Origin of the sequence: Paenibacillus sp. 79R4 (assembly GCF_013393165.1) — a bacterium.
GTDB lineage: Bacteria > Bacillota > Bacilli > Paenibacillales > Paenibacillaceae > Fontibacillus.
In genome coordinates this window covers 381,254-407,531 of record NZ_QJOT01000001.1, presented here as the reverse complement: position 1 = coordinate 407,531, position 26,278 = coordinate 381,254, and the positions used below count along the sequence as shown (strand labels likewise).

At 50.1% G+C, this 26,278-nt stretch carries 20 protein-coding genes; 4 read left to right on the top strand and 16 right to left on the bottom strand.

What is annotated here, in order from left to right; genetic code table 11:
• Nucleotides 1–4 precede the first annotated feature (4 nt).
• The 6 genes from DMN77_RS01650 to DMN77_RS01625 form a co-directional block, all read right to left on the bottom strand.
• A complete protein-coding gene (locus DMN77_RS01650) occupies nucleotides 5–1,639 on the bottom strand; it encodes a response regulator (protein WP_179013228.1) in 1,635 nt (544 codons plus the stop codon).
• A 2-nt stretch (nucleotides 1,640–1,641) separates the two neighbouring features.
• Nucleotides 1,642–3,408, bottom strand: coding sequence for a cache domain-containing sensor histidine kinase (locus DMN77_RS01645; RefSeq protein ID WP_179013227.1), 1,767 nt, complete (start codon nucleotides 3,406–3,408; stop codon nucleotides 1,642–1,644).
• Nucleotides 3,409–3,510: 102 nt separating this feature from the next.
• Nucleotides 3,511–4,305, bottom strand: coding sequence for an alpha/beta hydrolase (locus DMN77_RS01640; RefSeq protein ID WP_179013225.1), 795 nt, complete (start codon nucleotides 4,303–4,305; stop codon nucleotides 3,511–3,513).
• 216 nt (nucleotides 4,306–4,521) lie between these two features.
• Nucleotides 4,522–5,514: an alpha/beta hydrolase gene (locus DMN77_RS01635; protein ID WP_179013223.1), complete on the bottom strand. Its 993-nt coding sequence runs from the start codon at nucleotides 5,512–5,514 to the stop codon at nucleotides 4,522–4,524.
• 205 nt (nucleotides 5,515–5,719) lie between these two features.
• Nucleotides 5,720–7,060, bottom strand: a complete 1,341-nt coding sequence (locus DMN77_RS01630; RefSeq protein WP_179013222.1) for a DUF4129 domain-containing protein — start codon at nucleotides 7,058–7,060, stop codon at nucleotides 5,720–5,722.
• A gap of 132 nt (nucleotides 7,061–7,192) precedes the next feature.
• Entirely contained in the window at nucleotides 7,193–8,170 is a 978-nt protein-coding gene (locus DMN77_RS01625; protein WP_069188310.1) for an NAD-dependent epimerase/dehydratase family protein, read from the bottom strand.
• 132 nt (nucleotides 8,171–8,302) lie between these two features.
• On the opposite strand from DMN77_RS01625, the gene DMN77_RS01620 reads away from it, so the two are divergent.
• A complete protein-coding gene (locus DMN77_RS01620) occupies nucleotides 8,303–9,613 on the top strand; it encodes a right-handed parallel beta-helix repeat-containing protein (protein WP_179013220.1) in 1,311 nt (436 codons plus the stop codon).
• Nucleotides 9,614–9,675: 62 nt separating this feature from the next.
• Here the strand turns inward: DMN77_RS01620 and DMN77_RS24175 are convergent, their stop codons facing one another.
• From DMN77_RS24175 to DMN77_RS01585, 7 genes are all read right to left on the bottom strand, one after another.
• Nucleotides 9,676–10,947 (bottom strand): glycosyl hydrolase family 28-related protein, encoded by a 1,272-nt coding sequence (locus DMN77_RS24175; protein ID WP_179013219.1) that lies wholly within the window; start codon nucleotides 10,945–10,947, stop codon nucleotides 9,676–9,678.
• 198 nt (nucleotides 10,948–11,145) lie between these two features.
• Nucleotides 11,146–12,015, bottom strand: a complete 870-nt coding sequence (locus tag DMN77_RS01610; protein WP_179013217.1) for a GNAT family N-acetyltransferase — start codon at nucleotides 12,013–12,015, stop codon at nucleotides 11,146–11,148.
• A 107-nt stretch (nucleotides 12,016–12,122) separates the two neighbouring features.
• The gene (locus DMN77_RS01605; RefSeq protein ID WP_068779486.1) at nucleotides 12,123–13,226 is read right to left on the bottom strand and encodes a DUF58 domain-containing protein; all 1,104 of its coding nucleotides are present in this window, start codon (nucleotides 13,224–13,226) and stop codon (nucleotides 12,123–12,125) included.
• 9 nt (nucleotides 13,227–13,235) lie between these two features.
• Nucleotides 13,236–14,204, bottom strand: a complete 969-nt coding sequence (locus tag DMN77_RS01600; protein ID WP_068779424.1) for an AAA family ATPase — start codon at nucleotides 14,202–14,204, stop codon at nucleotides 13,236–13,238.
• A 127-nt stretch (nucleotides 14,205–14,331) separates the two neighbouring features.
• Complete coding sequence (locus DMN77_RS01595) at nucleotides 14,332–15,414, bottom strand: hypothetical protein (RefSeq protein ID WP_068779485.1); 1,083 nt, start codon at nucleotides 15,412–15,414, stop codon at nucleotides 14,332–14,334.
• Nucleotides 15,415–15,596: 182 nt separating this feature from the next.
• On the bottom strand, nucleotides 15,597–15,914 hold the full coding sequence (locus tag DMN77_RS01590; RefSeq protein ID WP_256872186.1) for a thioredoxin family protein: 318 nt from the start codon (nucleotides 15,912–15,914) through the stop codon (nucleotides 15,597–15,599).
• Between the two features lie 75 nt (nucleotides 15,915–15,989).
• Nucleotides 15,990–16,853, bottom strand: a complete 864-nt coding sequence (locus tag DMN77_RS01585) for a helix-turn-helix domain-containing protein (protein ID WP_068779423.1) — start codon at nucleotides 16,851–16,853, stop codon at nucleotides 15,990–15,992.
• Between the two features lie 132 nt (nucleotides 16,854–16,985).
• On the opposite strand from DMN77_RS01585, the gene DMN77_RS01580 reads away from it, so the two are divergent.
• The 3 genes from DMN77_RS01580 (at nucleotide 16,986) to DMN77_RS01570 (ending at nucleotide 20,011) form a co-directional block, all read left to right on the top strand.
• Nucleotides 16,986–18,044: a Gfo/Idh/MocA family protein gene (locus DMN77_RS01580; RefSeq protein WP_068779422.1), complete on the top strand. Its 1,059-nt coding sequence runs from the start codon at nucleotides 16,986–16,988 to the stop codon at nucleotides 18,042–18,044.
• Between the two features lie 131 nt (nucleotides 18,045–18,175).
• On the top strand, nucleotides 18,176–19,054 hold the full coding sequence (locus DMN77_RS01575) for a sugar phosphate isomerase/epimerase family protein (protein ID WP_179013215.1): 879 nt from the start codon (nucleotides 18,176–18,178) through the stop codon (nucleotides 19,052–19,054).
• Between the two features lie 99 nt (nucleotides 19,055–19,153).
• Entirely contained in the window at nucleotides 19,154–20,011 is an 858-nt protein-coding gene (locus DMN77_RS01570) for a sugar phosphate isomerase/epimerase family protein (RefSeq protein ID WP_068779420.1), read from the top strand.
• Nucleotides 20,012–20,105: 94 nt separating this feature from the next.
• On the opposite strand, the gene DMN77_RS01565 is transcribed toward DMN77_RS01570, so the two are convergent.
• The 3 genes from DMN77_RS01565 to DMN77_RS01555 form a co-directional block, all read right to left on the bottom strand.
• Entirely contained in the window at nucleotides 20,106–23,489 is a 3,384-nt protein-coding gene (locus DMN77_RS01565) for a discoidin domain-containing protein (protein ID WP_256872185.1), read from the bottom strand.
• A 286-nt stretch (nucleotides 23,490–23,775) separates the two neighbouring features.
• Nucleotides 23,776–25,134 (bottom strand): sensor histidine kinase, encoded by a 1,359-nt coding sequence (locus DMN77_RS01560; RefSeq protein ID WP_179013212.1) that lies wholly within the window; start codon nucleotides 25,132–25,134, stop codon nucleotides 23,776–23,778.
• Nucleotides 25,134–25,847 carry a response regulator transcription factor gene (locus DMN77_RS01555; protein WP_068779418.1) on the bottom strand — a complete coding sequence of 238 codons (714 nt, stop codon included), beginning with the start codon at nucleotides 25,845–25,847 and terminating at the stop codon, nucleotides 25,134–25,136. The genes DMN77_RS01560 and DMN77_RS01555 overlap by 1 nt, the downstream gene beginning before the upstream one ends.
• Between the last annotated feature and the right edge of the window lie 431 nt (nucleotides 25,848–26,278).

Below are 26,278 nucleotides of genomic sequence, written 5' to 3'. Positions count from 1 at the left end.
ATTGTCACTTTGACGACTTCCCCGCCTGGGAGTTCCCCTGCTGGCCCGAGTTTTCCTGCCTGTACTCCAGAGGACTTTTGTCATAATACTTCTTGAACATGCGGGAAAAATGCGAGAAATTGGCATACCCGATCTGCGCGGCGATCGAACTGACGGAGAGGCCGGTGTTGGCCAGCAAGCTTGCAGCGATATTCAGCCGCTGCTGTAATAAATAATCCGAGATCGACATCCCGGTCTCTTTCTTGAAAATTCGGGTTAAATAATCCGGATTTAAATAGACCTGACTGGCGATATCTTCTCTCGATAAATCCTCGGATAGATGCTGCTGGATATACTCTTTAACTTTCTCTACGACGCTGGGGGAATGCTCCATGGAGGAAGTGAAATCGGCCGCCTTCCCGATTAAATGCTGCATCCACGCCAGGGAATTGGTCGCTGACTGGACCGATCTGGCATACAGGTCCAGGGATTCCGGATCTCCAAACAATCGGTGCGCCTGAATTCCCTTGATTTGCAAAACGTAATAGACCATCTGCTGAAAATCCTGAATGAATTGATAGAGCAGGCTTGAGGTTAACTGATTGTCCTGGACCTGGGCTTCAATGTAGGCCTTGGCCGCTGCCAAAACCCGCTCATAGGCTCCTTCTTTAAGCAAAACCGCCCACAGGCTCATATCCGGAAGCAGGTGCTGATTGGCGGGAGGCGAGAGCTCTTCATCCAGTAAAAAGACATCCTGATCATAGGCCACATTATTCTCATTCATTTTGGATAACCGTAAATACATGGATGCAATTTGGTCCCCATGCACCGCTTTGCCGATATAGCTGGATACACTGGCATAGAAATATCGCCTGCAGGCATCGATATAAGCTTCACAGCGCTTCTTCAGACCTCGGGCGCTCTTTGCGCTGTAATCGTCTCCATTTAGCAAAAGCAGCAGCCGCCCGGGTTCAACGGATACGAGAATGCATTGGCCCCCCTGTTCCTGAAGGAGCTCCTCCGCCGACTTGCGAATGGCATATTCTACGATCTTCTCGTCCCTTAGCGTCACCGGCCTCTCCCATCTTCTTATCTGTATCAGCAAAGGCAGAAAGCTCATTTCGTCCGAATAAGGAATATTGCGTTCTTCCGCTGCTTTGCGAATGGCCAGCGAATGACTCGGGATCGACTGATTGAGAATATCGAGCCAGAACCGCTCAACCAGCAATGGCTGATGCTGCACCCAATACTTTCCGAACCGGCTGAATTCATTTAACTTGCTTTCCTGTTCAAGCTTCTCAATCGCCTTTCCTACAACCGCCTCCAACTCGGAAAACGGAACCGGCTTAAGCAAATAATCGAAGCTTCCCAGCTGAATGGCCTGCTTGGCATATTGAAAGTCCGCATGACAGGTCAGAAAAATAGCCTCGATCGCCGGATTGTAATTGCGCACCCATTTAAGCAGATCCAGTCCGCTGCCCTGCGGCATCTCGATATCGCAAACCAACAGGTCTATAGCTTCATGACGTATGACCTCCTGGGCCGACTGGGCATTGCACGCGGTAAACACTTGGGAAATTCCCAATGTCGACCAGTTCACTCCCGATTTTAGGCTCTCTACGGCAATCGCTTCGTCATCCACAATCAATAATTGATGCATGCCTATGGCAGCTCCTTTCCGTTCCGATCCGGTCTCAAGGGAATAATCAGCTCTACCACCGCACCTTGCGGATCATCGTTATAGCATTCTATGGCAGCTCTATCGCCATACTGCAAACGCAGCCTTTCACGTACGTTCCAGAGGCCAACGTGGTCCTTGCCGCCCATCCAGCTCTTGCCTATGCGGATTTCTTCCAGCACTTCATCGGGAAATCCTTTGCCGGTATCCCGGATTGTCATGCACACCATCGGTTCCTCGGCAAGGTCATCCAGCACCGCCTCGATAACGAGCAAAGTGGGCTCCTCCGCGCGAACCGCATGCTTGATTGTATTTTCGACAAAGGTTTGCAGCATCAGCGGCGGAACAGCCGTATCCAACAAATAATCGGGCACCTGTATTTCACTTTTAAATTGACCCGGCAGACGAAGCTCCTGAATGTGCAAATAGTTCCGGATATGCTGCAATTCGTCCCTCAGCATGACCAAAGGCTGGTTGTTGCTCTGAAACAGATACCGGAAATAATGAACCAGACAAAGCGTCATTTCCTGAATGAGCCCATACTGCTTGACCTGCACCAAATGATATAAAATATTTAAAGAATTCATAAAGAAATGCGGGTTTATCTGAAGCTGAAGCTGCTTCAATTCGCTCCTTTGTTTGCTTATCTGCTCTTCATAGACATGAATTTTCAGCTCTTCGATCCGCGAAATCATCTGGTCGAAGGTAGAGTATACGAGCTGGAATTCTTCCGAGGCGGACGGAACGCTCTCCATTCGCAAGTTAAAATTCCCCTCGGCGATCCGGCGCATTAATCGAACCATTTTTTGGAGCGGCAAGAGCAGAACTTTCCTCAGAAACCACAAGCTTACCGGAAGAAGCAGAAGCGCAAAGGCAGAGAACCAGCCTACCATCTTCTTCAGATAAGGCATGTTCTGCAGCGTCAATTTGTCAGGGATAACGGCAGCCATACTTAAATTGATCTTTCCTGAGGTTTCTCCGACCACAAGATAGTTTTTGTTTTCACCAGACATATAATAGGTTTGGAATCCCTGCGTGAAATCGAGGTGCTTATCCTGCAAAGTCTGGGTGGTGTACAGCGGATTCCCCCGCTCATCCACAAACAGCATCGCGCCCGTGTCACCGGTATCCAACATCGATAAGGGCGACATCAAGGTCTTCAAAGAAACCCATGAACCCAGGCATAGATTGCCATCACGAAGGATTTGAACCGCGTAGTAGGAGCCCTGGATTTCTTGTAGCTGCCACTCGGGATTAAAGACAAAGGAACGGCCCTCCTGCCCGATTTTCTCCTGCAGATTCTGCCTCATCTCCATCAAGCTTGCATATGTAAATAATCCCTTGGCATCCTTATAGGCTTCAACAAATTCCTGATGCGGAAGGGAATAGACGAAAAGACCGTCAATATAAGGGTAGACGGCCAAATCGGAGGTCAGCTTGCGGAATACATCACTTTTGGCCATCATGTATTCGTTGTCTGGCACGGCATCTTTCAGCTTCAGCACGCCGACTTCCGAACTGGCCAGGCTCACCAGATGGCGCTCGATTTCCGATAGCTGGCTGTCAATCTGCCGCATTTGGATGGAAATCAGATTCTTATTCGACACTGCCACCTGATTATGAATGACATTCACGCTGTAATAGCTCATATAAATCAGCAGTGACATTAATGGAACCGCAACGCCCAAAAGGCCAAGTACCAGCTTAACGCGGATGGAGTTCCAGTGAATTGCAGCTAGACGACGGATCATGGTGTGGGCTCCTCTCCTCGGAAGTGACTATTTCAAATCATACTCGTACAGAACAAGAACGCAACCCGTCACTTCGAGGCTCCTTTGCTTGATACCTATAGCCTACCCTTTATTTTTTAGCGGGAGCCAGGTCAGCACATCTTGAATTTTAGCATCCCAGTAAGCCCAATCGTGCGAGCCCGGGCTTTCTTCATACGTCAACGGGAGCCCGGCAGCGAGGCAAGCATCGCGAAAGAGCAGATTGTCGGGATGAAGGAAATCTTCGGTACCGCAGCATTGATAGAGATGAGGCATTGGCTCCTCCCGATACTCCAGCTCTTCGAGCAGCGCCAGCAGATCATTGTGTGTCCCCTTGGGGCCATCCGGACCAAAAATCCGCCGAAACAAAGCCACCGCCTGTGCCTCTCCGGCCCCTTCTTCAAAAAAGTTGCGGGCAACGTTTAATGCCCCCGACAGGCTGGCCGCCGCACAGAATTGATCGGGTTTGCGCATAGCAAGCTTAAAGGCTCCGTAACCTCCCATCGATAACCCCGCTGCAAAGGTATCCTCCCGCCGGTTCGAAATCGGAAAGAAAGAGCGGCAAACCTGCGGCAGCTCCTCGCTGATAAAGGTCCAGTAACGAGGGCCTTCGGCCATATCCGTATAGAAGCTCAAACCCGCCTGCGGCATAACAACGATCAGCCCCATCGAGGATGCATACCGTTCGATCGATGTGCGGCGCACCCAAGTGCTGTCATCATCCGACATGCCATGAAGCAAATATAACACCGGGTAAAGTACGGTCTGGGCAGTTTCCGCCCTGCCTGTCTGGGAAAACCCGGGTTCAGGCAAAATAACCGACATCGACGTCGTGATTCCCAGCACCTCCGAAAAAAATCGGCATTGAAGATAAGCCATAAAAATCCCTCCTTAAAATTATCAGTGAATCGATCAACACAAACCGGCTTGGCGCAGCCCTCCGCTGTTATACCAATTCACCTGCACCTGGCTGTCCAGACATGCTGAATCTGTGCACGCGGTGCCGCGCCCGCTTGTTCCTTTGTACAAGCTTAGGGAAGTGCCCTTTAATGTCCTTGATTGAGGGCAAGCGAAGTGGGGTTTGCACCTTCCGGCTTAATCCTTCAAATGCTCCGCCAGAAAGGAGAGCGTCAGATCAAAGCATTCCCGGGCCTCTGCAGAGTCCAGCTTAAATTGATATTCATGGGAAACCGCCCCATGATCTAATGAATAAAACAGGGATGTCACGGGAACTCCCTGCAACTTCAGCTTCTGTTCCAACTCCCGGCCATGCTTCTCGAAAGAACCTGTATTTCCGTCCGTAATAAAGGTGGGCGGATAGTCGCGCGTCACATAATTCACTGTGGACGCTTGCTCGGCTTTTGCTCCCTCTCTCCAATTCCGCTCGCCGATATAAGCCCACCCGATTTGCTTGAGAAAGAAGTTCTCCAGTCTTCCTGTCACATCCGCTAATCTCTTCACATTATAAGGACCGCAATAGAGCACGGCCGCCTTAAGCTGATCCTTGGCAATAACCGGCGTTATACCCATGCTTTTTGCTAACTTGGGATGGGTCTGTACAGCCAAAAACTGGGAGGCTATTTGGGCGCCGGCGGAATCCCCACCTATGACCAGGCGATCCAGGTCCAAGGCAGATAATTGCGGGGCAATCGCATTCAGATATTCATATACCTCGCCGAATTGAATGATGGGAGCAGGATATTTCGCTTCGGGGGCCACTTCGTAGTTGATGCTAACCACGGTATATCCCTGGCTCGCCATCATAGTGCACCAATATGCCGTTCCCGACTTGTCCCCAGTCACGAACGCACCGCCGTGAGCCCATAAGAGGGTTGGATTTTTCCCCTTGCTCTCCTTGGGATAGTAAATATCCAGCGTATTGGACTTGAATTTTGAGGGATATGTCAAATCGCGTTGTACTTCGACCCGAGCTTCATATTCTTCGTAATTGTCGGGTGCAATGGCCGGCCCCGGGTCCGGTTGATGACGAAACCAATAAATAAATGGAGCGGGAGAAATATTGAGGAGGAGAAAAATTCCAAGTAATAGCACAACAAGAGCGAGAACGCCCCACCTGACCAGTTTCATCTCTTGCTTCCCTCCTGCTTGTTCATAGTGTCCATATTTTATGCTTTTAGGGCAAGGATGTCTGCTATTTATCCGACCCAATCCTTGTCGTTTTACGACTTTATAGAATTTCCCCACAAAAAAGGCGATCTCTTCGTCCCAGCATGAACGAACAAATCGCCTCTCTCCTATTCCCGTAGGCCGTAGCGCCTCCCAGGTTTTATCCTCATAAATTCAGCATCCGTTTTATATCGGCCACCTCTCGATCATCAGGCTCCTGCCCACCGTACCTGACCCGGTAATAAAGCGTGACTAACGGCTCTATAGCGAACTTGTGAGTCGCCTGCTGCCCAGGCTTCCCTCGTTGATCCTTCTTCTCATTATCATGATGGCGCAGCATATCCCGAGCCATTTCCAGCGGAGTAAGCCCAGGCTTTAATTCGCAGCCTTCGCTGCGCCTGGCTAAGAGGTAACGCCGATACAAGAAACGTACTCTCTCCTGATTGCTATGCATATCCTCATAACGCTCCTGACGTCGTCCGAACCGGGACAAGGCCGTCCGCCAATTGCCCAATCTCTGCTTTCTCTCTTCCCAGGAGAAGATCGAGGTCTCCTCGTCACGGTATCCCTTTTTCTCCCCGCTCAGGTCCTGTCTGCGCAACAAGGCAAGTATGCGGTCGATGCTGCGCTTCCAGAAACCTCCGGCGTTTTTATATAACCAGTAGAGCGCAAAGCCAATTATAGCTGCGATCACGGCTCCGCCAATTACATAGAAGAGGATATCCAGAATCTGGGATAGCAAACCCGGTTTCTGCACTTCTCCCGGGAAGAACATCGCCGGCGGCTCGTGAACCTCCTCCGGTTCCAGCTCCTTTGGCTCTCCGGGTGAGCGCGTGAGCCAAGCGACAATATATCTTACGAGGTTCAATAGCAGATTACCGATCCAACGCCCGGCTCCCGCAGCCAGCAAGACGACAAATCCGAGGATAATAACTATAAAAAGCCTATTATGTCGACGCAAGCCCCTTGGCAGTGGAGAATGGTCGGACAACGTTGTATAACGCAAGTATTCATGATTGGTAATGAACAATGCAATCGCCAGGCAGCCTACCCCAAACCAAGTGATCAGGCCAAGCTCTCCGCGCAGCAGAGCGAGGCGGGAATAGGCGATACCGGCTACAAAATACAGCGCAACCCCATACCAGTACAGCTTGGCCAAACCGGCTCGAGCGGTGGCGGTCATACCTTGCAACGCAAATAGCGCCGCACAGAACCCGACCAAGGGAGAGAAGACCGCTGTCCCATTTAATAAAAAGACAGCCGCACCAAGCGCGCCGATCAGAATAGCGGCTCCAAGCTTTTTCCACAATACAGGGACATAGCTGCGAACCGCTGCCCCGAGAAAAGAAACAAACGGCAGGATCACCAGCCAGCCTAAGGGCAGATACTGCGGACTTAATACAATAATTCCGGCAAGGTAGATCGGCATTAGCACGACCATCTCACCCAGGCAGGACAAGCATAATTTCAATGTTTTTGTAATGTAAGCGTTACCCGTGTTTTGCATTTAGAAATGCCCTCCATCGTCATTGCCATCCTATTGGCGTCAAATGGGTTCTTCAAGCTAAATCATAGCACAGCTATGGACTTCCAAACAATGACATAGGGCTCTGCCTCATATGAGGAAGAGCCCCGGATACTAAATTGCTGTAATTTTACTATAATCCTGAAGACTCGGCGCAAATGGCTGCCCTCTCTTCTTCCTGGTCCCATACTCATGCACGGTCATGGCCCGCAGCCCCTCTTCCAGTGAGTACGACGGGGACCAGCCAAGCAGGTTCCTGGCCTTCTCATTACTCAGTATACTGCGATCGATATCCCCCGACTTCTGAGGCATAAATTGAACGGAAAGGCTATGCTCGCATAGCTGCTGCAAGATTCCACTTAGCTCCAGCAGGGAAAGCCCTACCCCACTGCTTATGTTGAAAATCTGTTGTGAACCAGCGCCCAGCGCTAGTGTATTCGCAAAGGCTACATCCCGAACATAGACGAAATCCCGGGTCTGGTGCCCATCACCATATATAATCATCGGCATTCCTCCGGCCATCCGCTCAATAAAAGCCGTCACCACACCGTCCTGACCGGTTCGATGCTCACGCACTCCATATACATTCGCATAGCGAAGAATAGTATAATCAAGATGATACTGCTCCGAAAATGAACGGATATAACTCTCTGCTGCATATTTCGACAACCCATAGAAAGATTGCGGGTTAAGATCACATTTTTCCTCGATCGGATAAATACCGGGGTTCCCGTATACCGCTGCCGAAGAGGCAAACACCATTTTCCTCACCTTGTACCGGACACACATGCGAAGAACATTAATCGTCCCCACAATATTCACTTCAGCATCCAGATGAGGATTCTCGAAGGAGCGGGGCACGCTAACCTGGGCGGCCAGATGAATACAATAATCGGGCTCCTCCTTGGCGAAAATTTGCTCCAGCTCTTCCGACACAATATCGGCCTCATAGTAGGTAACCGACTGGTCATAGGGCAGCTTATGATCGCCTCGCCGCTGATCGACTACAATGACCTGATACCCCTGTTCGAGCAACTGGCTTACAGTGTGGCGGCCAATGAACCCTGCTCCCCCGGTAACTAACACCTTCATCTTCTTCTACTCTCCCATTCTTCATAAAATCCGTCTCAACACTTTATGAATGAGAGGATTAAATTATGCTTTACCCACATATTCATAGTTCAGATTCAATCTTTTATAGATAGGCGAAGGAGATTAGTAATTATGACATTTAAAATATACCGGAGAGGCCCCTTACTGAAGCGAAATTTATATAAATCAAGGTTTTTAATATACTTGTTGCTCTTTGCTCTTTCGGCCATTGCCGTTCTTGCTATAGTCTCTCCTTATCGCAGTACAACCATTAATATTAAGCAGGCTGGAGCCCATGGAGACGGTATCCGTGACGACAGCGCTGTATTCATTCGCGTTCTTCATCAGGCTGTCGGACGCAGAGGCCCGACGCGGATCATAGTTCCTGCAGGAACCTATCTGCTTAATGTGAGGGCCCCGCTTGAGCTATCCAGCAAAACCCGCCTTATTGGAGAAGACAAGCCTGTATTAAAATTTAGCGTCCTGCCTTCAGAAGCCTTTGGATATGAAGCAATCCGCATCTCTGGTCAAGATGTGCTTGTTGATGGTATCGATCTGGATGGATCAGGCCGCTTCATCCGCGGCATCGGTATTCATCCCGGGTCAGCGGACGTCACGATCGCCAACTCGGTCATTCGAAATATGAGACAAGCAGCCGATCCGCAAAGCCCGCTCTATTCGGCGGTCGTCTCCGGCATCATGATCTACGGCGATACTGAGGACATTAAGGTGCTCACCTCGCTTATCACGGACATCAGCGCGAGGCACTTGCAGCCGGTTGCCCGGGGGATCATGGTCTGGAACGGATCAGGTGCGTCTCCAGCCAGGCGTGTAACCATCTCTGGCAACGAGATCTCACATATTGCTCCACGCGAGGATGCAGACGGCATCTTCTTCGATGTCCCCCCTAATCCGGCGGAGCTGTCCGGGTCGATCATTGAGAACAACCGGATTCATCATGCCGCCAAAAGAGGGATCAAAATATCCGCTCCCGGAGTCGTCGTGCAGAACAACCACATCACTAACCCTTATTCAGGGAATAATCATTATTTATTTGACCCCGATCAACCTCTATCGCAGGATATGTATTCGGCCATCTCGATTTATGCCAGCCATGTCACCGTCAGCGGAAATCTCATTGATGGCATAGGGAGCTATTATGCTGCGATTGAAGCAGATTTTGAAAATCTGGACCGGATCGTGATTGAGAACAATCGGATCGATGGAGAACAAACGGAGCAAGCGGAGGAAATGACGACAGGAATTCGCCTTGGAGCTTTGAATCGCTCTAGCGTTCGCGGCAACATCATTCGGCATGCAGGAACATCCATTCATGTCATAGGTCAGCATGCGGAGTATGATAACCATGGTCTTGAGAGCATGTTAACCGACAATGATGCAGCTGATAATACAAACAAAACAACACCTGCCAACCCTAAATAGATTAATTAGGGAGACAGGTGCTTCTTTTTTCAGAATCATGTCATTAGAAGGCAACTATCCATTTATTTGACGACAATATTTATCGCTCTGGGCGGAATGACGATCTTCGCTTTGCCCGCCGTGATATTGTTGCCAATACAGGTAATATTCTTCTGTACATATCCGCTTAGATACGTAGTAAGATCAATTCCCGTGCCTTTCCTCACGACAATAGAGTTGCCCTGGATCACTCCCTGATCGGCATTCTGCCATGTCCAGACGCCTCTCTCCCCGTTGCTGATATTGTTGTTCAGCAGCTGGAAGCCGCGAATATTTCCCAAGCGAATCGCCGTAGTCCCCGCGATACTGCTCCTGTCCCCCATACTGATCGAATTGCCCTGGATCAATGTGTTCTCGATCAGATCGCCGGCACTTACCTCAATCGCGGCGTAGAAGCTGCCAACCCCGCTAATGATATTATTCGCAACCACATTGTTGCTTCCATAGATGCTTATTGCCGAATACATATCAGGGGCAAACGTGCCTTTCTTCGTGCCTTTATAATAGTTGTTATTCAGGAACGGATTCTCAATTTGATTGCTCTGGACTTGCATCCCCAGAGCATAGACCTTGATCGCTCTTTTACTGCAGTAAGTGAAGCGGTTGTTGGCAATCACACTTCCGGTATTCTCACCTTGGTTATTATCCATCGCCGGGTCCTCGTAATAAATGCCATCCCCGTCATCCGCCGGACTAATATGGTGGATATAGCAGCCCGATATTAATATTTTCTTGCCGATTTTCTCCGTACTGCCCCATGTCGTCGTCACGAAGATTCCCCTTGCGATCAGACTTCCTTGAGAGACATTAATAGCTGAAATGTTATAAATCTCCGTGTTTGAGATTGTAATCGAATTCGTATTGCCATAGATTACGATTCCGGACACCACCCCGGCGTAATAATCGCTTTTTCTATCGGTACTGTGCGTAGCATTGGCTACAGAGGAGTTGTTAATCACAATATTGGAGCTGCCCCCGCCTATAGCCAGCACCCGATTCACGCGATTATTCCCATCCAGCGATACGTTGTTAATATTGATATTGCTTCCCTGTACCCGGATCATATCCCAGCCGAACCCGCTGGAAGCGGCCTTAATGACCGATGTCTTGCCATTGCCGATAATGGAAGTATTCGTCCCTATCGACAGTGTCCTGGCCGGGTCAATGATATACACCCCGTCCGGGAAATAAACCGTATCCTTGCTTTGGGCTGCCTGCTGCAGTGCTCTCTGAATGACTGCCGTATCATCCGTCTTTCCATCTCCCCGCGCCCCTGCTCTTTTTACGTCAATCACGTTAATCTCCTCCCGCTAATACACGTAATAACGAGCACTGCTGCATATTGAGCCGCGAACATATCTTTAGCTTTATTTAATAACGGGAGATAAAATGGAACAATCGGCATCTGACCTGCAGGTTGGCCTAACTATTGTGGAGATTATTTGACATTAGCTCGATTTCAGCCACAATTGGGCAGGATTGCTATCCATATTTTAGAGAAATCGGTACATTTCGTACTGCTGGATCGGATCCCTCTGAAATCCTAAATGCTGCAGGAATCCATGCAATCCGGCATTATTGGAGAACGATATCTGGAGCCGTGTTAAAGCTAATTCACGAACGGCGCTGTTCAGCAGCATTGGGGCTATTCCGCGTCCCCGCTCGTTCTTGTCAACCATCAACAAGCTGATCCGCCCCTGACGGGTAATAGCCATAACAGCGGCGGGATTGCCTTTTATCAAAGCCCCATAAAATACATATTTGTCCGAGCGACAAATATAATCGAGATCATTTTGCCAATTCAGATGGAAATATTCCCGGCCTTGGACTGCCTCCACGAACCGATGACTGTCAAGCTGTGCGATATTGGCCATGCCATGACCTGAGGCCTCCATTTGCGTTGCTGCAGTCAAGCCGGATAAGTTGGTCAGCGTATAATAAGACAAATCATACAGCCTCTGATATCCATGCCGGTTATAGAAGGCTATCGCCCGATCATTCCCCTGAATGACCTCTAAATATAACTGACGGCAGCCTTGATCAACGGCCTCCTGATGATGCAGCCGCAACAACTCCTTGCTTATCCCATGTCCACGCAAATCAGGACGGACGGCAAGCGCACCGCAGCGCATCGTCCGGATCCCTTCATACAGCTTGATCCCTCCAAGTATGATGCCAACTGCTTCACTCCCGGACATCGCGACAAAAGAATGCTCTCGCGCATTTCCTTCCTGATCGAAGAAGTGGGCGAAAAACTGTTCCATGGTAAGGTCAAGCTTCACGACATAGTCGACGAATCCAGCTTGAAAAGCGGAGAACAATACTTTCCTGTCCTGTTCTGTACCGCGATAATATTGGAGCATCCCCTTACCTCCTATTAAAAAGTCACTGATCTCGGTTGAGCCTGTAGGAATAGCACCGCATCATTCATGCGGCATTAGCAACCTGCTCCCAAGCTCCCTTCCTCAAGTTATGAAACCGCCGGCACTTCCTTCCCTATCTCGGGAATCTCCATCCATTCGACACCGTTCCCCCGCTGCAGCAGCTGGTCGGCGGCCATCCTCAGCTTCTCGCCCTGATGACAGGAGATCAGCAAATAATCGGTATCCACCGGATTTTCGTTCAACAACTCCTCCAGCAGGGTCGACATCGAGACGGTCCGATCCAGAACAAGCCTGGCCAGCGTTGACAGCAAGAGTTCAAACTGATCGGCTGCCGCAGAAGGTTCAATTCTGACCGATTCTCTGGGGCCATAGATCAGATGGCCATTGCAGATCAATCCCGTCTCGACCCCGCTGCGCAGCGCTTGATCGGCCACCGTAGCAGCGTATCTGATGCCCCGTTCTATCCGGGCCGGGTCATTAATATTTCGCCACATCGTATCGCTGTCCTCCAGATTAAGACAAATCATAAGCCGATGATCAGCTGTATAATCGCGCTTATGAACCTGCAGCGCACCGGTACGTGCCGTCGCCTTCCAATTGATCGATCCCATAGCGTCGCCGGGGCGATATTCGCGAATTCCCGAAGTCAAGAACGGATCCTCCACGATCCAGCGTCGTACAGCAAGCTCTCCAATCCAGCTATGATTTGGCAGCGGCAGCTCCTGCAAATCTAGGATTTGCGGATATACAAGCAGCTCCAGATTCAGCGGAAATTTCTGCGCCTTGGAGATCAGACCAAGCGGATCACCTGTCGTCAGCGTAGCCGAATCCAGATGGAAGAGGCCGCGCCGCGAGCATATAACCTGATGATGTCTCTTAATTCGACGATACGAACGAAGATAGAACAGACTGATATGATTCTGATAGATGTCCCCGGAGTAGATGTCCAGGTTGGCCTGATCCCCAAACCGGAGCCCGGATTGAATGCTCGACTCCAGCCGCAGCCAAGGCAGCGGCAGCCATTTCGCGTTGGAGATCACCTCCACCATTTCCACCGTATCCCCTTCGAATACGGCGTCCTTGGTGAAGTAGCGCGTATAGCTCAACCCTCGCATCGCCCTGCGTTGATAAATCATGGCCAACAATCCGATTAGAACGGAAGCGCTAACAATTAACCAGGTTAATTGCATGTCAACCACCTACTTCCCTCTTCCTGTCAGTACATCCTCCGCAGGAACCTCCACTTCGCCGAGCACTTGCCGCACGATAACATCGCTTTGTCGATCATCCGGACGGAGTCCGTGGCGAACGAGTAATCGATGGGCCAGCACCGGCTCGGCAACTCGCTTGATATCGTCCGGAGTTACATAATCCCGGCCTTGCAGCAAAGCGATTCCCTGCGCGGCACGCATCAGAGCAGTACTGGCGCGCGGGCTGGCACCAAGCCTCACATCAGGATGCTTCCGCGTTGCCTCCGCAATGCGAACGATATAGCCCAGCAAATCCTTAGACACGCTGATTCCTGCCACAAAGCGCTGGACAGCAGCGACCTCGGCACCTGCAGCTACCGGAATAAGCTCTTCCAGCGGATTCTTCACCTGGAAGCGTTGCAGAATATCCACGCCTTCCTCATGCGTAGGGTAACCGACCTCAATCCGCATCAGAAAGCGGTCAAGCTGCGCCTCAGGAAGTGGAAATGTCCCTTGATTATCGACCGGGTTCTGTGTGGCCATTACGAAAAACGGACTGGACAGCTCATGGGTCAGACCGTCTATCGTCACCTGGCGCTCCTCCATACATTCCAGCAGGCTGGATTGGGTTCGCGGCGTCGCCCGGTTAATCTCGTCCGCCAGCAGCACCTCCGTGAACACAGGTCCCGGCCTGAATTCAAATTCACTTGTCTTCTGATTATAGAAATTAATCCCGCTTAGATCAGAGGGCAATAAATCAGGAGTAAATTGGATTCTCTTGAACTGCCCGTCCAGGGAACGGGCCAAAGCCTTGGCCAGCAATGTCTTGCCCGTGCCGGGCACATCCTCCAACAACACATGTCCATTGCCGAACAGAGAGGACAGCAACAACTCAATGACCTCTTCCTTCCCCACGATCACTTCACTAATATTGGTATGAATTCGCTTCGATATCGATACCGCTTCCTGCAAGTCCATAGTTCCACCGCCTTAATAACTAGATTAGGATTACAATAGAATAGTTTAGTTATGTAAATTTTTTCTTCTATATATCATACCAAAAAGCCCGCTGCGATTATAGCGGGCCTTCCGATGAATATTGGGCTTACACTCTGGCTTCGATGCCGCTTAGGATGGTACGCTCCAGCGGGAGCAAACTGCCCTCGGCTGCAGCTTCCTGATAAATATCCTGAAGCTGGTCGCGCAGCTCCTTCGCCTCGGCCAAATAAGCGATCGATTGCTTCATGGAAGTGGAATAACGGTTCTTAAACGTTAGAACGGCATCTGCAAACTTCTCATCCGTCCCTTCGGCGATCGCGAGCTGATATACATCGAGGATCTGATCTCCTTCGCGCACCGGGAAGTGCTCATGGGGAGCCGTACTGTCGAATATAGCAACCCCCAGCTCCGGGAAGATCAGCATATCCAGGCTATTCGGATCAAAGCCGCAATGATAGATTTCCGTATCAATGCCCTTCTGCTCAGCGGAAGCAGCCAGACTTTTAAATAGAGTCGATTTGCCGGAACCCGGACGACCCTTTACATAAATGCGTGTCTGTAAACGATCTGTCAGATTAGGCACGAAATCGATAGCTCCTCTCCAGGTCGCCGCACCGAGGAAGCGATGGACGATTTGCGACTTTTTGCCCGCTCTTACAGGTTGTAAATACTGCTCCGACCATTCGGTTGCCAGCGTATTCATCGCCTCGCGATCCAGATGATCAATAAAAATCTTCTCCCATTCATCATGAATACGCAGCGTCTTTAAAAACGTATCATATGCCTGCTCATAAGCTATGTCGATCTGCCCCTGCAATCGTTCAATCTCTTCGGAAGAAGCCTCCAGCTTACCTGTATCAAGTACGGAACAAAGGTCGATATATCTGATGTCCGCTCCGGCCGGCTCCGCATCTGCCGACCAGGCATCCCCATCGACGATCCCAAACGACAGATTCGTAACGATAATCCCCTCCAGGGATTCGTGGTCCAGAGGCTGATGAATTCTATGCAGGTTGAAGCCGCGCTGCTCTAATGCCGCTGCAATCCGCCCCATCATCGCCTCCGTTCCCCCAGGAAAGCCTTGCAGCACGTAAATGGTGCTGAGTCCCTGAAATACCGAATCCGCCAAGCTGACTAATCCTTGCGCTGTATTTCCCCGCATAAAATAATGAAGATCCTGCTCTGCCATTTCCAGTTCTGCCCCTTTCTCTTTGCCGAAAATCAATACCCTACACTTTATGCATCAGGTTACGACTGTGTGTTAGCCTATGACTTCCGAAAAAATTCGCGACAAGGAACCCGAGATGAAGCTCTACCTATAGGCATCGCAGGTTTGCTTGAACTGACCGGCAGAACCTGCGCATAGCTGGATCACAGCTTCAGCCATCGCTGCAGATCCACAACGGAATGAAGAGCATATTGCTTCTGCACCAGAAAGCCCGCCTGAAAGATGATCAAAGCCGGCACACTGGAGACTTCCCAATCCTGCGCCAAACCTGGCGCATAGTTGATATTTATTTTAGATACAGGAATCGTTCCGCCAGCTCCAAGAACAATCCCCAGCATTCTCTCCGCAAGCCTACAAGTCCCACAAAGTGGTGTATAGAACAGTACCGCCTCTCTGGAACCGGCCTGCTCCCATCTACCCCTCAGTTCTTTTGCTGAAATCTCCTGCAGTGCCATAGCCATATTAGCAACTCCTTAAAGAACATTATGAAGATCCAATTGCCCAATTCGTTCTCGTGATTTTGCCCGTAGCAGAGCTTAGCTGCTGCCACCCCGCTTGCGGTAACTGCTCGGCGATATTCCAGTGACCCTCTTAAACACACGGGAGAAATAGAACATGTCTTGATATCCTAACGCCTCGGCAAGCTCCTTTACGCTCCTTTCCGTGTTCAACAGTTGATTTTTCGCCTCGGCAATTTTTAGCCGATGAATAAATTCATTGAGCGGATAGCCGCTGTACTCGTGGACAATTCGCCGCAGTGTAGATACGGATATATGATGGCGGTCTGCAATATCCTCCGGCTTCTGCTGCACATAGACAGAACGGGCAAGGTCTTCAATAACTTTTAGCGTCAATGTCCCGCGGTGGCCGGCCTGGGTCTGCTCAATCTGCACCACAAGCTCGTACAAGAACAGCTCCAGCATCATGGCTGCCCTGTCCAGGTTGCCCGGCTGGTTGCTGTCAATCAGCATAAGCATCATCTCCATCCGGTGCAGCAATGCCTCATCAGCAACACCGTGCTTCACCTGTTCAGGGTTATTGAGCCAATTCTGCAGCCATTCATCAACCCGTTCGCCGTATACTGTGAAATAGTATTCATCCCAGAAGCCCCCTTGATGGGGACCATAACTAAATACAGCCCCGGGATACAGACAAAACCAGGAGCCGGGGACTACTTTCTGCCTTTCTCCCTCATTAACTTGATAAAATCCCTCTCCGCCCGTTATCATGACAAACGCCCAATGAGCGAATACAGAATTCATTCTTTGCAGCGTCCTCCCGGGCAAATGCCCAGCGCTATGGAAGGCCAATGATTTAAGTTTTAGCTTGCTTGGATCCACGAGCGGCTCATAGGTGCGAATCGGGTATGGGCTGATCATATAATCCATATATTTTGTCATCCTGAACATTCTCCCTTACAAATTCTTATGATAGATTGTAGGTAATTGAACAAATAAACCATGCCGCTGTGAATGAAGTACATAATATTGTAGCAAATTCGCTGCGGGGATGAAAGGATGTAAGCGTAAACAATGAAACAGGTAAAAATCGGTCTCATCGGCTGCGGCTCCATCTCTGAATGTCATTTGAACGCCTATCAAGCAAATCCTCATGTCCAGCTATATGCTGTTTGTGATCTGAATGAGGAACGGGCTAAAAAAGCAGCAGAAAAGTATAATGTACCTCATGTCTATACCGATTATCGCGATCTGTTGGCTAACTCGGAAATAGACGCTGTCAGCATTTGTACCTGGAACAATTCCCATGCAGAGATCAGCATCGCGGCTCTTGAAGCCGGTAAGAATGTACTCTGCGAGAAGCCGCTCTGCAAAACTGTAGACGAGGCTCTTCGCGTACAGGAAGCCGTACATCGCACTGGCAAGACGCTGCAGGTCGGCTATGTCCGCCGCCATGCTTCCAATATTGAAGTACTGAAACGGTTCATCGATGCCGGCGATCTGGGTGAAGTTTATTTTGCCAAAGCCAGCTTGATCCGCAGAATTGGCAATCCCGGTGGCTGGTTCTCCGATATTGAACGCTCCGGCGGTGGGCCGCTGATCGATATCGGCGTACACGTTATAGACCTATGCTGGTACCTGATGGGCAAACCAAAGGTTAAATCGGTTACTGGTAATACGTATCGCAAGGTAGGCAACCGCTCCAATGTTCTGAACTATGATTTCTATAAAGCAGCGGACTATGATGCTTCCCATAACACGGTTGAAGATATGGCCAACACCTTGATCCGCTTTGAGAATGGAGCTTCCCTGATGGTTGATGTCAGCTTCAATCTCCATGCGACACAGGATTCGCAATCGATCAGCATCTACGGCGATAAAGGCGGCGCAGAGCTTGAACCACAGCTGAAGATCACCACCGAGCGACATAATACGATGATTAATATCGATCCGCAGATCACATATCCAGGATTCGACTTCCAAGGGGCTTTCAACCGTGAAGTGGACCATTTTGTAGAATGCTGTCTGGGGAACACCGAGACGATCTGCCCTGTAGAGGATGGAACTCAACTGATTCAAATTCTGAATGCCATCTATCAATCGGCCGCAGAAGGAAAAGAAATTCAATTCTAAGTTCATAGAGTGTTTTGATTTTCGCTCAAGCGTCAGAACGAGTCCTGCTGTGAGCAACACAAGAGAATAAAGCTCGGCTGGTCGTTCTGATGCCTTCGGCAGCCTACAAATATCAAGGAGTGTGAATCCAGGTGAAATTGACGAACAAAATCGGTGTTATTGTAGACAGCTTCGGAATCGGCGTTCGTGAAGGCTTGAAGAAAGCAAAGGAAGTTGGGGCGGAAGGCGTACAAATCTACGCGGTATCGGGCGAGATGGACCCGGATCAGCTTAGTCCAGCCCAACGTAAGGAATTGCGTCAATATATCGCAGACCTGGGGCTGGAGATCTCGGCGCTTTGCGGTGATCTGGCCGGACATGGCTTCCAGGATGCAGCCGCCAACCCGGCAAAAGTCGAGAAATCGAAAAGAATTCTCGACCTGGCTATGGACCTCGGCACCAACGTGGTGACCACTCATATCGGGATTGTCCCGGAAGATCGCAATGGACCAATTTACACGGCAATGCAAGAAGCCTGTGAAGAGCTGGGCGTCTATGCGAACAGCTTGAACGCTTACTTCGCTATCGAGACCGGGCCCGAACCGGCAGCCCATCTGAAGAGCTTCTTGGACACGCTTAGCACCCGCGGCGTCTCCGTCAACTTTGACCCTGCCAATATGGTTATGGTCACAGGGGACGACCCGGTAGAAGGCGTCAAGACGCTCAAGGATTACATCGTGCATACGCATGTCAAAGACGGACATCGTCTCCGTCTTGTCGATCCTAAGGACGTCTATGGCTATCTTGGCTATGATGCTATGAATCATCAGAAGATTGCCGAAATGGCCAGCTCCGGTGCTGCCTTCGAAGAAGTTCCGCTCGGGGAAGGCAAAGTGGATTTCCCTGCCTACTTCGCCGCTCTGCAGGAGATCGGCTATAAAGGCTACCTGACGATCGAGAGAGAAGTCGGAGATAACCCTGCCGCGGACATCGAGAAGGCTGTTAAGTTCATTAAAGCTTACCGCAACTAGATTATAATGCGAGTTCAAAAAGTTCGGTTTTCAGCAACGGGAAGGTTGGATGAGGCTAGAGACTCGAACAACCTCTTATAGCAAAAGGAGTGACTTGTCATGAAACTGGGAATTAGCTCTTATAGTTTATATCAGGCCATGGAAGCAGGGGCTATGGATATACTGAGTGTCATTGATTGGGTAAAGGAGATTGGAGCCGAGCATATCGAGATCGTTCCTCTGGGGTTCAACTTGGCAGACAATCCTCAATTAGCAGATCAAATCGTGGAACGTGCCGCAAAGGCAGGAATCGAGATTTCCAACTACGCCATCGGCGCCAACTTTATTACAGATACGGAGGAGGCCTACGAGGCTGAGATCGAGCGAGTGTTAAAGGAAGTGGATGTCGCTCACCGGCTTGGCGTTAAGTTAATGCGCCATGACGTCGCTTCCCGTCCTGACACCTCGATCGTGAACTTCAATTCCGATCTGGAGCGAATCGCAAACGCCTGCCGTAAAATCGCTGATTATGCCAAGGGCTTTGGCATTACAACTAGCGTTGAGAACCATGGCTACTACGTTCAAGCCAGCGACCGGGTTCAAACGCTGGTGCATACTGTGGGCCGGGACAACTATAAAACAACGCTCGATATCGGCAACTTCGTCTGTGTTGATGAAGATCCGATCCGCGCGGTCAAAAATAATATCAGCATCGCCTCCATGGTGCATGTGAAGGACTTCTATATCCGTCCTGCCGACCGCAACCCGGGAGAGGGCTGGTTTCCGAGTGCAGCAGGCCGTTACCTGCGCGGAGCCATTGCCGGACAAGGAGACCTCGACGTGCCGGCCCTGCTCGGTATCGTCAAGAGCTCGGGCTACGACGGATACCTGTCGATCGAATATGAGGGTATGGAAGATTGCAGACGCGGAGCGAAGATTGCCTTCGATAATGTAAAGCGTATCTGGAACGAACTGTAGTCATAGAGAAAGGGGCAGCCCCGGTCGTTGACTCGCCGTATTTTCCAAAGTTAGCTCTTTGGCGGCGGGTTCGACTTAGGGCTGCCCCTTTTTTTTATTTGGTCTGAGCCGTATTCATCAGATCTTGGATTGGTCGCAGCTCGCGATTCACGTCATACGGATAACGATTCAACACCTGCAGCAATAGCTTATGCAGCTTGCCGTTATTATCGATTTGCTGCAGAAGTTCTTCCATTTTCGCAATAAGCTGTTTATATTCCTGAATATGATCCGCACCGTATACCTCGAATTCGAAGAAGGAATTGCCGAACACCGTTGCCCGCTTCACGCCCTGGAATTTAACATAACGCGCCTGCTTCGCATCAAAGGTAATTATATCGAGATTGCCCTTGGACTGGATCACGCCGTCTTTATCGCCGGATACGCTGGTCCAGTGGGTCTTGTCCGTGGACACCAGCAGCTTGAATTTCTCGGCATAAGCCGCTTGCCAGCGGATAATGACCTTGCTGATATCCTTTGTATCACCCAAATCAACCATAAACCAGGCATCATCTACATAAGCGCTGGACCATCTGGAGGTTGGGGAGACATCCCCGTCAACCGCCATATCCGGCGAGTAATACGGAAATTCGGTAGCGGAAGATTCCGCCTTTTGATGCAAGGCCAGATTATCGCTGTTCTGCAAATCGATCGCCTTGTTGTAAATCATGACATTATCCAATACACCCTTAAATGCGTTCGTTGCGCTGCCGATCCGGAGCGTTGGCAGGACAAGCGTATTCATTTTAGGATAGGTCTCTTCCAGCCGTTCTACATACTCGTCTATATTAACAAATAAAGTCACACCTTTATTGTCGCCCTTGAAGGTCAGGTGCGTCCATTTCCCCTCCGGAACAGAGTAGTTAAACGTGCTGTCATAATGCTCCTTCGTAAAGCCCAGCTTGCCTGTATTTCCCTGCTTCAGCTTCAGCGTTCCTACGGGGGATTCCATCAGAACCGCATCGGCCGGGTTGCCTGGATCGGGCTTAATCCACATGGAGGCTGTCCAGTCAAAGCCAACCGCTTCGATCGGAGTTTCAATATAGCTTTTCCCCCCATTCAGCCGGACGCCATTTTCATATTTTCCCTGTGTTATATCAACATTCACGCCGTTGCCATCATAATGGTTGCCGGAGGCATCCTCCAAACCTTTTTCGAACAAATATTGTATAACGCTGTTCTCATCATTGTTGACGGCAACCGTATGCGACAGATTGGCATTTGGCGCATCGCCGATCTTCTTCTTCCGCTGCTCGAACCGTTCGAAGGATCTGTCATCCCTTGTTCCGGTCCACATTTTCTCTGCTACAACCTGAATGCCCGGAAGCATACGATCATGTGAATCATCCATCGACAGTCCATTGACTTCGGAAGCATCATTCCATAAGCAGAACATGCCGCCTTTGACGTGGGGATGGCCGAGTGGCAGCGTCGTTGTCTCCCATTTGACCGGCTCCCATTCATTATATAGGAACTGGGTATTCAGATAGTTCCCGTATAAGGTCGGAACGATGTACATATAAGTGTTCTGGGCATTGATGACATCATAGCCAAGATCCACCGCTTGCTGCGGAGCGCCATAAGGTTCGTGCCAGATATCCATCGTGGCATCCGTACTGATCGGCGTCATTCCGTTATATTGCGTCAGTCCGCCCCATAAATGAGGGCGTTTGCCTTTGCTGTTAATATGCTTGATGAGGGTATCCATGTACCCGCGGAAAACCTCGGTATCACCATTATATTCATCCGTGCCAATGTTGATATCAGGCCCGATGAAGGTCGGGTCATTACCGTCCAAGTATTCATCCAGCAAGGACTTGACGAACTGAACCGTCTCCGGCTTGGTGATATCAAGCATGTTGTCGTCCCCTGACGACGGATTACCCAATGCCGGGTTATAAGTAGTAAATACACGGGAGTGCCCCGGCGTATCGATCTCCGGAATAATGTTTACGCCATACTCCACCCCCATGAGCTGCAAATCTTTGAATTCCTGCTTCGTATAATGGCCGTTTGAGCTAGCCAGTCCTGGATAAGTGCTGCTCTCCAGCCGGAAAGCGGCTCTTGTGCCGTCTTTGAATGGCGTGCCAACACTATCGTTCAAATGAATCTGGAACGTGTTCATCTTGTACCAGGACAGCAGCTTCACATAACTTTTCAGAAAGTCCATCGTATAGAATTTGCGTGCCACATCGATCATAAGCCCGCGCTGCTCGTATTTGGGGTAATCCCTTGCCTCGCCGCGCGGGATGGTCCGATCCGGATGCTGCTTAATAATCTGCAAGGCCGTTCTTGTGCCGAAAAAGACGCCTTGGGCAGTAGATGAAGTCATGGAGACGTAATCCTCAACCCGGAACAAATTCCCCTCATCGCCAAGCCATGTCAGGGAAGGATCAATTGATAAGTACAGATCGCCTTTCTTCGGCTCTCCATACTCAACCTTAAGATCGAATCCGGTAATATCCTGCAGATCCTGGCGCGTCAATTCAGCGGCATTCTGCAGAATATCCTGGTCCTTCGCATCCACAACGATCCGCGATGACTTCGTCAGTGTATAATCCCCCTTGTTGCCGTACCATTCTCGCAGCGAGGGGATCACGTCAGGCTCGGCATTCCGATCCGCTGTTTGTTTATGCCGTCCCGGAACTATAAGGGGGATATTCTCGGAGAGCAGCTTGCGGTCCGGATTTTTCTTATCCGTAACCTGGATGAGCAGATTGACCTTGGCATCCACTAAGGGCTCGTGAATATTGCCTTCCAGATCAATTACAGGCAGTCGGTCGCTGCCATATAAGGCAACCTCATAATCTTCAGGAACATGGGCCGCAGACCAATCAAGCTTCGTCTGTCCGGCAGCTACCGTAAGCGCAGCTGTTACGCTGTCCACAATGGTCCGCAGATCATGCAATTGATACACTTCGAATTCATAAAAAGAGTATCCATACAACGTGCCTTCAACCGGAGCCCGCTTGACCCCCTGGAACTTTACGTATCTTGCCTTGAGCAGCGGAAAATCAACCGTCTCTACGCCGCCCTTGCTTGTGATGATGCCGCCGTCCGCTCTTGCATTCTTCCAATGCTTGGCATCATCTGATACGAGAATCTTGTAGCTTTCCGCCGGCGTCTGCCAACGGATAACGACGCGGTCGATCTCCTTCTTCGCACCGAGGTCCACGTAGAACCACTGATCATCCTTGTAAGGGGATGACCATCTGGTATTCCCCTTCCCATCAACAGCCAGCTCCGGCTTCAAAGCATCCACTTCATTTCCCGAGGCGAAGACCGGCTTGTTCAAGGCCAGATTCGTCTGCGAGGACGAACCCTTCACAGCTTGCTTGGAAGCAGGCTGGGCATGGACGGTTGCCGACGGAGCTACAGGTGCCAAAATCATAGCCAACACCAGCATGGTTGAAATGGCCTTCCAAATGATTTTCTTCATAGTCCCTCCATATGCTTTTGGATTTGATGAAACAGTTTTGCTTGACATGGATGCAGGAAAAAACCATTTTACCTTAAAAAGATGGATGAATAATCCACCTTTATCTTATAACAGGGATTTTTTCGCTGACAATATACATCTCTTTACATCGCAAAAAACCGCCTGTACACCAGACGGTTAGACGGCACTATAATTATGTACGAAAATAGGCTGCTAAAAGTTAACAGGGTCGGCTGCTTCCTGTTTCATAATTAACAGTCAACCCTGCTCCTATACCTGGAATAATCTAGACCAATCCCGGAAACTTCAGCGAAATGACCGCCCCGCCTTTGCTGCCATTGCCGGCCTGAATGAATCCCCCGCAGCGCTCCACAATCGCACGCGAGATGGCGAGCCCTAGCCCGGACTCGCCGTCCTTGCCTTTGACAAAGCGATGGAACAGATACGGCAGCAATTCCTCCGGTATGCCCGGTCCGTCATCGCTAACATTGATGATGATCTGCCCCTTGCATAACTCGGCATGAATATAGATATGATGCTGCGCATAACGCACGGCATTGGAGACCACATTGAGCATCGCCTGCAGCAGCTTATCGCGGTCCGCGCACAGCTTGACTGCTCCAAGACTCCCGTATTCCGTATGAAGCGCAAGCTCCTGCCTGACCAGCAGAGGATTCAGGCGCTCTACGGTCTCCGTCAACAGTTCCTCCAGCGAGATCTCCTCGCTTCTGAATACATCCTCTTCGCTATCCAGCTTAGCCAAAAGCGTCATCTCGGTAACAAGCTTCTTAAGTCGGGCGCTCTCATCCATAATGATGTCCAGCCCTTTCCGGACATTCTCTCCCTCAAAGACGCCGTCGCGAATCCCCTCCGCATAACCGGAAATAGACATTAGCGGCGTTTTTAATTCATGGGATGCATTTTGAAAGAACTGCTTCTGGACTTGATTGAAGTGGTTCAGCTCGGTGGCCATTTCATGCACCGATTGAGCGACCGAACCGATCTCCCCTCCCGCCTTAATGAGGGCCACATCCGTGAATTGACGTTGTTTGACTTTATTCAGTTCATTGCGAAGCCGGATCAGCGGGTTAATCAGCCTTTTTGTGATAAAGATGCTAAGTAGCAGCATGGCGACACCAGCAGCGCCGAAAATAATAAGCAATCGCTTCAGCAAGGCCTGCTCAATCGTCTGGACCTTGCTAATTGGGGTGTACAACGTTAGTTTTCCTTGAGGCGTTAATTTTTCTACCGAAATGAAGTTCTTATCCGATCCGGCCTGGATGCTCTGAACGCTGGAAGCCATGTTGGTTGTAACCGCAGCCAGTGTCTCCACTTTCTTGGTTGTATAGGTGATTGGAGACGCCGCAATCACACTGCCCGTCTGGTCAGTCAGAACAGCGCTAATGTCCGGGGAAGGAGCCGTCATTGGAAGCTCAGTCGGCAATTTTCTCATCGAGACGTCGGTGACCTGGGGATAATCCTCCTTAAGTATAGCTGTCATTTCAATACTCATCGCTTTCAAGTCTTCCCTTTGCGCTCCGATCAGGTGATCCAGCAATACATAGTGAATGACAATTCCAGCAACTGACAATACCAGCACCAGCGCAATACCAAAAGCCAAATTGATCTGATGTACGAGTTTCATTACGCCCTTCCACCTCCATCATGTCTCATCCGGTAACCGTGTCCCCATATCGCTTCGATGGGAAGGTCTCCGATTTTTTTGCGCACCCGTTTGAGCAAATGGTCCACTGCCCGATCGCTGCCGAAGTAATCATCCCCCCATACATAAGCCAGCAATTCATCGCGTGTAAAAGCGCGGTTCGGATTGTCGGCAAACACCCGCAGCATCGCAAACTCCTTGCTGGTCAGGTCCACTTCTTCCCCGTCCCAAAAAGCCCGTCGCTCATCCGGCAGCAACAGCAGCCGGCCAAGCTCAATCTGTACAGGCGGAGATGGGATTGCCGACTCCTCAAGCTGATTTAACTTGTACCAGCGCTGGAGCTGTCTTTTGACCCGGGCTACCAGCTCGCGCGGGCTGAACGGCTTGACCAAATAGTCGTCGCTGCCGAGCTCCAGGCCCAGGATCTTATCGACTTCGCTATCCCGTGCAGAAATCATTATAATAGGCACTTCCGCTTCGTTGCGGATGCGTCTGCAAAATTCATATCCGTCCATGCCAGGCAGCATAATATCCAGTACCCATAAATCAGGAGGATGGCCTCTCCATAGATCCCAGGCCTCCTCCGCACTGCTTAAGCCGATGGTACGGTAATTCTCCTTCTGTAAATAGGCCTCTACCAAATTTCGAATATTTAAATCGTCATCGACGACGGCAATCACATATTGATGATTCATTTTCATGTCCTCCAGCAGTTTCTCCTATATCAGTATAACAACGAATTCCGCTCGACAGCGTACCTGCCATCGTTTTTCCACAAATTCACCAATCGGCTGACATAGACGTTTCTTACACTAATACATGCAAGCGCCGATGGGATACCCAGCGGGGCAATATCACTTCAGCTATAGGAGAATAAACGGTGCCAAAAAACAGACGGAATTCAACTCGAAAAATAACGGCAACTATGAAAAAGGCGTGCCTGGTGACCGGTTTTATGCTGATATGCTGGTTCGTATTTTTAGCCTGTTCCAGGGCTGCGATACTGACCTATGACGTGATATGGGGAGGTTTTGGCTATTAGCAGAAATACAGAGAGGGCCCTACTGCTCAAGACAAACCGAACCAAGGCTTCCGCAAATCTACGGATGCTTGCAACAACTAACTT

Excerpts from the sequence above, each read along its gene's own strand:
- DMN77_RS01650 (WP_179013228.1), bottom strand. The coding sequence starts at position 1,639 with ATGCATCAATTATTGATTGTGGATGACGAAGCGATTGCCGTAGAGAGC.
- DMN77_RS01645 (WP_179013227.1), bottom strand. The coding sequence starts at position 3,408 with ATGATCCGTCGTCTAGCTGCAATTCACTGGAACTCCATCCGCGTTAAG.
- DMN77_RS01640 (WP_179013225.1), bottom strand. The coding sequence starts at position 4,305 with ATGGCTTATCTTCAATGCCGATTTTTTTCGGAGGTGCTGGGAATCACG.
- DMN77_RS01635 (WP_179013223.1), bottom strand. The coding sequence starts at position 5,514 with ATGAAACTGGTCAGGTGGGGCGTTCTCGCTCTTGTTGTGCTATTACTT.
- DMN77_RS01630 (WP_179013222.1), bottom strand. The coding sequence starts at position 7,060 with ATGCAAAACACGGGTAACGCTTACATTACAAAAACATTGAAATTATGC.
- DMN77_RS01625 (WP_069188310.1), bottom strand. The coding sequence starts at position 8,170 with ATGAAGGTGTTAGTTACCGGGGGAGCAGGGTTCATTGGCCGCCACACT.
- DMN77_RS01620 (WP_179013220.1), top strand. The coding sequence starts at position 8,303 with ATGACATTTAAAATATACCGGAGAGGCCCCTTACTGAAGCGAAATTTA.
- DMN77_RS01610 (WP_179013217.1), bottom strand. The coding sequence starts at position 12,015 with ATGCTCCAATATTATCGCGGTACAGAACAGGACAGGAAAGTATTGTTC.
- DMN77_RS01605 (WP_068779486.1), bottom strand. The coding sequence starts at position 13,226 with ATGCAATTAACCTGGTTAATTGTTAGCGCTTCCGTTCTAATCGGATTG.
- DMN77_RS01600 (WP_068779424.1), bottom strand. The coding sequence starts at position 14,204 with ATGGACTTGCAGGAAGCGGTATCGATATCGAAGCGAATTCATACCAAT.
- DMN77_RS01595 (WP_068779485.1), bottom strand. The coding sequence starts at position 15,414 with ATGGCAGAGCAGGATCTTCATTATTTTATGCGGGGAAATACAGCGCAA.
- DMN77_RS01590 (WP_256872186.1), bottom strand. The coding sequence starts at position 15,914 with ATGGCTATGGCACTGCAGGAGATTTCAGCAAAAGAACTGAGGGGTAGA.
- DMN77_RS01585 (WP_068779423.1), bottom strand. The coding sequence starts at position 16,853 with ATGACAAAATATATGGATTATATGATCAGCCCATACCCGATTCGCACC.
- DMN77_RS01580 (WP_068779422.1), top strand. The coding sequence starts at position 16,986 with ATGAAACAGGTAAAAATCGGTCTCATCGGCTGCGGCTCCATCTCTGAA.
- DMN77_RS01570 (WP_068779420.1), top strand. The coding sequence starts at position 19,154 with ATGAAACTGGGAATTAGCTCTTATAGTTTATATCAGGCCATGGAAGCA.
- DMN77_RS01565 (WP_256872185.1), bottom strand. The coding sequence starts at position 23,489 with ATGAAGAAAATCATTTGGAAGGCCATTTCAACCATGCTGGTGTTGGCT.
- DMN77_RS01560 (WP_179013212.1), bottom strand. The coding sequence starts at position 25,134 with ATGAAACTCGTACATCAGATCAATTTGGCTTTTGGTATTGCGCTGGTG.
- DMN77_RS01555 (WP_068779418.1), bottom strand. The coding sequence starts at position 25,847 with ATGAATCATCAATATGTGATTGCCGTCGTCGATGACGATTTAAATATT.